Origin of the sequence: Pseudomonas sp. CH235, assembly GCF_004368175.1 — a bacterium.
In the GTDB taxonomy this organism is placed as follows: Bacteria; Pseudomonadota; Gammaproteobacteria; order Pseudomonadales; family Pseudomonadaceae; genus Aquipseudomonas; species Aquipseudomonas paraglycinae.
Genome location: NZ_RRZJ01000026.1, coordinates 37,958 through 43,030 on the forward strand (window position 1 = coordinate 37,958; position 5,073 = coordinate 43,030).

Annotated in this window: 6 protein-coding genes; 3 read left to right on the forward strand and 3 right to left on the reverse strand. The window is 61.1% G+C overall.

All coding sequences use genetic code 11. The features are described from left to right. Positions 1 to 59 precede the first annotated feature (59 nt). Positions 60 to 875 (forward strand): helix-turn-helix transcriptional regulator, encoded by an 816-nt coding sequence (locus EIY71_RS22315; RefSeq protein ID WP_134023144.1) that lies wholly within the window; start codon positions 60 to 62, stop codon positions 873 to 875. A 134-nt stretch (positions 876 to 1,009) separates the two neighbouring features. Then, on the forward strand, positions 1,010 to 1,759 hold the full coding sequence (locus EIY71_RS22320) for a creatininase family protein (RefSeq protein WP_134023146.1): 750 nt from the start codon (positions 1,010 to 1,012) through the stop codon (positions 1,757 to 1,759). Between the two features lie 70 nt (positions 1,760 to 1,829). Here the strand turns inward: EIY71_RS22320 and EIY71_RS22325 are convergent, their stop codons facing one another. The 3 genes from EIY71_RS22325 to EIY71_RS22335 form a co-directional block, all read right to left on the reverse strand. Continuing rightward, the gene (locus tag EIY71_RS22325) at positions 1,830 to 3,263 is read right to left on the reverse strand and encodes a catalase (protein WP_134023148.1); all 1,434 of its coding nucleotides are present in this window, start codon (positions 3,261 to 3,263) and stop codon (positions 1,830 to 1,832) included. Positions 3,264 to 3,399: 136 nt separating this feature from the next. Further along, on the reverse strand, positions 3,400 to 3,816 hold the full coding sequence (locus EIY71_RS22330) for an organic hydroperoxide resistance protein (protein ID WP_134023150.1): 417 nt from the start codon (positions 3,814 to 3,816) through the stop codon (positions 3,400 to 3,402). A gap of 40 nt (positions 3,817 to 3,856) precedes the next feature. Beyond that, positions 3,857 to 4,261: a hypothetical protein gene (locus tag EIY71_RS22335; RefSeq protein WP_102686666.1), complete on the reverse strand. Its 405-nt coding sequence runs from the start codon at positions 4,259 to 4,261 to the stop codon at positions 3,857 to 3,859. A 490-nt stretch (positions 4,262 to 4,751) separates the two neighbouring features. Here EIY71_RS22335 and EIY71_RS22340 point away from each other — a divergent pair, with 490 nt between their 5' ends. Then, positions 4,752 to 4,970: a hypothetical protein gene (locus tag EIY71_RS22340; protein ID WP_134023152.1), complete on the forward strand. Its 219-nt coding sequence runs from the start codon at positions 4,752 to 4,754 to the stop codon at positions 4,968 to 4,970. Positions 4,971 to 5,073: the final 103 nt, after the last annotated feature.

Here is a 5,073-nt window from a genome sequence, read left to right on the forward strand (position 1 = left end):
CCCAAGTGACAATCGCCGCTTTAACACGATCAAGGTCTGTTTTCAGGAGACGCCAGCCGATGAAACGAGAGGTGCGCAAGGTCATCGCCCAGCGTGAGTCCGCGCCGCGCAGCGAACGTTATCCCGACTATCAGGACGTGCCGCGCGTAATGACCGTGCTGGTGCGTGATCAGGCCACCGGCGAATACAACGAGCCGCACGTGCATCGGCACGGGCAGTTGCTGTATGCCTCGAACGGCGTGATGCGGGTGGCTACCGAGCGCGGCTTGTGGATCCTGCCGCCGAAGCGGGCGCTATGGATTCCGCCCGGAATGATCCACGACCAGTTGATGCTGAGCGCGGTCAAGATGCGCTCGATCTACATCGAGCCGCAGGTTTGCGCAGGGCTGGGCCATCACTGCAAAGTGCTGGAGATCCCCGGACTGCTGCGCGAGTTGATTCTGGCCCTGGCCGAGCAGCCGATCGAATACCCGCAGGAAGGCCGCAACGCGCACATCGTGGCGTTGGTACTCAGTGAGTTGCAGGCGGCCCGGACGCTGCCGATCGAAGTGCCGTGGCCGGTCGACCGGCGACTGGTCACGGTGTGCGAGGCGATTCTGCAGGATCCGGGACAAGACCATTCGATCGGTTACTGGGCTGACCGGGTCGGTGCCAGTTCGCGCACGCTGATTCGCCTGTTCGTCAATGAAACCGGCCTGAATTTCCGCCACTGGCTGCAACAGGTGCGGCTGGCGACCGCCATCGATCGGCTCGACAAGGGGCAATCCGTCGGGGTGATTGCCCGGGATCTGGGCTACGCCAGCCAGAGTGCCTTCAGTGCCATGTTCAGACGGGTGATGGGTGAATCGCCCCGTGAATTTCTCGTCCGCGATTAGGGCATTCAGGTCATTCCGATACCTTCGTATTCTGTCGTCGAAGGGAGGCGGGTGGTATCAATGACACTGCTGTTGCAGGTGCACTGAACACCCACCCTCGTTCCGCGAGGAACCTTCGAAGAGTGAGAATCCTGATGCTTTTATACCTATCGACCTGGTCCGAAATCGCCCAATTCCTCCAACGCAGCCGCACCATCGTCATCCCGATCGGTTCCAACGAACAGCACGGGCCGACCGGCCTGCTGGGCACCGACTGGATGTGCCCGGAAATCATTGCCCATGAGGCGCAGAAAAGCGCCGATATCCTGATCGCCCCGACCTTCAACATCGGCATGGCGCAGCATCACCTCGGGTTTCCCGGCACCATCTCGCTCCGGCCTTCGACCTTCATCGCCGCCATCGCCGACTGGACCCGCTCGCTGGCCGCCCACGGCTTTGAAAAGATCTTTTTCCTCAATGGCCACGGCGGCAACATCGCGTCAATCGAAGCGGCGTTTTCGGAGCTGTACGCCGAAGCGAGTTTCGCCCGACGCAAAGCCGGGTTTGCACTGAAGCTGTGCAACTGGTGGGATCTGGAAGGGGTGAACGAGCTGGCGCGTGAGCAGTTCCCGACCGGCCACGGCATTCACGCGACGCCTTCGGAAATCGCCGTGACCCAATGGGCCTACCCCGATTCCATCAAGTCGGCCGACTACTCGCCGCAGATCGCCAACTGGGGGCCGATCCGTGAAGCGGCGGATTTCCGCGCCCGTCACCCGGACGGCCGCATGGGCTCGGACCCGGCGCAGGCTTCGCCGGAAAAGGGTCGGCAACTGGTGGAAATGGCCGCTCGCGGTCTGGTGCAGGAGGTGCAGGCCTTCAGCCGCGAATCACTGCCTGACTGATTCGTACAAACAACAACGCCCGGATAATCCGGGCGTTGTTGTTTCGGCTCCCTGCCAGCGTCATTGCAGATCAGCCCAGTGCCTCAATGGCGTGCGCAACTCCTGCGCCATACGCCGGATCTGCCCGGGTGCAGTGGTCGATGTGTCGTTGTTTCGACTCTGCGCTGGCGCCATGGATCGAGCGCGCGGTGTTCTCGAACAAGACCTGTTGCTGGGCGGGGGACATGGCTCGGAACAGTGCGCCCGGTTGCGAGAAGTAGTCGTCGTCCTCGCGGTGATTCCAGTGCCCAGCGCTGCCTTTCAGGGCCAGCGGTGGTTCGCTGAAATCCGGTTGCTCGGCCCACTGCCCGTAGCTGTTGGGTTCATAGCCGATTGTGCTGCCCGCGTTCGCATCGGTGCGCATCTGGCCGTCCCGGTGGTAGCTGTTGACCGGGCAGCGCGGAGCGTTCACCGGAATCTGGTGATGATTGACGCCGACGCGATAGCGCTGTGCATCGCCGTAGGAGAACAGACGCGCCTGGAGCATTTTGTCCGGTGAAAAACTGATGCCCGGCACCACGTTGGCCGGGTTGAAGGCCGCCTGTTCGACGTCGGCGAAGTAGTTGTCGGGGTTGCGGTTGAGTTCGAGCACGCCGACTTCGATCAGCGGGTAATCCGCGTGAGGCCAAACCTTGGTCAGGTCGAACGGGTTGATCGGGTAGGTCTCGGCGTCCAGTTCCGGCATCACTTGCACGTAGAGCTTCCATTGCGGGAAGTGGCCTTCCTCGATGGCGCTGTACAGGTCGCGCTGGGCACTTTCGCGGTCATCGCCGATCAGGGTCGCGGCCTGTTGATCGGTCAGGTTCTCGATGCCTTGTTGAGTTTTCCAGGTGAACTTCACCCAGAATCGTTCGTTCGCCGGGCTGATGAAACTGAAGGTGTGGCTGCCGAAACCGTGCATGTGGCGGTAGGTGCGCGGCAGTCCGCGGTCGCTCATGACAATCGTGACCTGGTGCAGCGCCTCCGGCAGCAAGGTCCAGAAATCCCAGTTGTTGCGGGCGCTGCGCATGTTGGTGCGCGGGTCGCGTTTGACCGCATGGTTGAGGTCGGGGAATTTCAAAGGATCACGCAGGAAGAACACCGGCGTATTGTTGCCCACCAGATCCCAGTTGCCTTGTTCGGTGTAGAACTTGATGGCGAATCCACGGATATCGCGCTCGGCATCCGCCGCGCCACGTTCACCGGCCACGGTCGAAAAGCGGACGAACACATCGGTGGTCTTGCCCACGCTGGAAAACAGCCTGGCCTTGGTGAAACGGGTGATGTCGTGGGTGACGGTGAAGGTGCCGAACGCGCCCGAACCCTTGGCGTGCATGCGCCGCTCGGGTATGACTTCCCGATCGAAGTGCGCCAGTTTTTCCAGCAACCAGACGTCCTGCAACAGCATCGGGCCTCTCGGGCCTGCCGTCTGTACGTTGTTGTTATCAACCACGGGCGCGCCCGCAGCAGTCGTCAGCTTGTTCATGCGCAACTCCTGGCTTTTGTCGGTTTCCCGCTATCACATCAAAAGCCTTGGGCGCGATCTATTGCACCTTGGTGTCGCCGGATAGTACGAAGGTGTGGTTGGAAGATTGGGCGTTTTGCTGTCGGCAAAAGACGCGTCAGGTGAGGGTGATGCTGACCTTGATGTTGTTGCGCGTGGCCTTGGAGTAGGGGCAGTTCTGGTGTGCCGCGTCGATCAGTTGGAGTGCTACTTGCGGTTCGATGTCCGGCAGCGACACCGCCAGTTGGGCCTGCAGGAAGAACCCGTGCTCGCCATGAGCCAGATCGACTTGCGCATCAACCATCGCTTGTGCAGGAAAACCGATCTTGCGCGCGTTGCAGGCATGGCGCAGCGAGCCGAGGAAGCAGGCCGACCAGCACACGGCGAACAATTGCTCGGGGTTGGTTCCGTTGCCCGGCGCACCCGGTGGCGACAGCTTGAGATCCAGTCGGCCATCGTCACTGCGTCCTGTGCCCTCGCGGCCTCCTGTGGTGCAGGTATGCGCGGAGTAGAGGGTTTTTTCGATATCGATCATGGGCATTCCCTGAAGAGCATTTCACAGCGAAAAGGGCGGTTCATGTTGCCCGTGTGGGTTCATGACATTCACGCGCAGACGCACCCGCCAGCGCGTCGGCCGTGGCCACGGCGTCAGTGCCGCGATGGCCCAGGTTGTCGAGCAGGATCGTGCGGGCGATCTCGATCAGCCAGGCGCGAAACGGAAAGCTCGGGTCATGGGCGGCCTGTTCCTGATAGAGCGCCCTGAAGGCTTGCTGAACGAGGCCGCCGGTGTCTTCGCGACGGATCCGCCCGGCCTGCACCTGACCTTCGTAAAAGGCGATGAGCAACGGCGTCACCGTCGCGAACAGCTGTTGCGCCTCACCCCGGCCATGCCTGACGGCGCCCGCGACCAAGGCATACAGTTCGTCGTTGCCGAGCCGGTCTGACTCGCACAGGCAAGTGTGGCGATAACCTTCAGCCATGGTCGAATCCCTCGCAAAACCATTGTTCGACTGAGCGCGGCTGCCGAAAAGATTTGCAGGTGGCCCGGCGTTCAGCGGTGAGATTCAAGCCTGCCTTCACAGCCGAATGACTGCCAGTTATGCGTTGTTAGCGCTTGTTAGCGCCCGGCTATCGAGGTATGTCGCGTGGTGACTTTTTCGCTGGCCACTCAAGACTCTGCAGCGGTTTTCGATGCCCGTGGCCTGCACGAAACGGCGGAACGGTGTACGAGCATTTTTGACATCCCTGTTCCTTTGCCATCGTCACAAGCATGTAGGAAACGTCCGATATTTATTTCGCAAATTTCCTACATTTTGTTTGCCTCCCTAACAAAAAACGTGGTTATTATCCGCCGGCGCTTCGGGTCACAAACCCGGCGCCAGAAGATTGCCGTGCGTCTACAGACCCGGCAGTCGCAGCCGATCGGGACCACCCTGGCGCTGTCATCCCCGCGCAGGTTGTTCCTCGTCGTTGACCCTCAAATGGAAGTCGAGGTTTCAATTGGTCACGCGGTTTGCAATCGACGATGCAATGAACGGTGCGACGGATGTCGCCAATGATCCGGCCCACTTTCCAGTTGCCTGCGCCGACCGCGCGGCGGCGTTTTTCTCCAGCCTGTCTCCCCCCGAATTTCTGCGTGTGCCCGCGTTCAACGCGAGTCTGCACGCGCGCGCCGCGCCATCCTCCTGAATTCGAATGACCGTGCCGGCATCTGATGCCGGGGCCTGACTGGCGGGGCATTTCTGTCCCGGCCTGATCACAAAAATAATGTAGTCATGGACGGTAGCCTCCG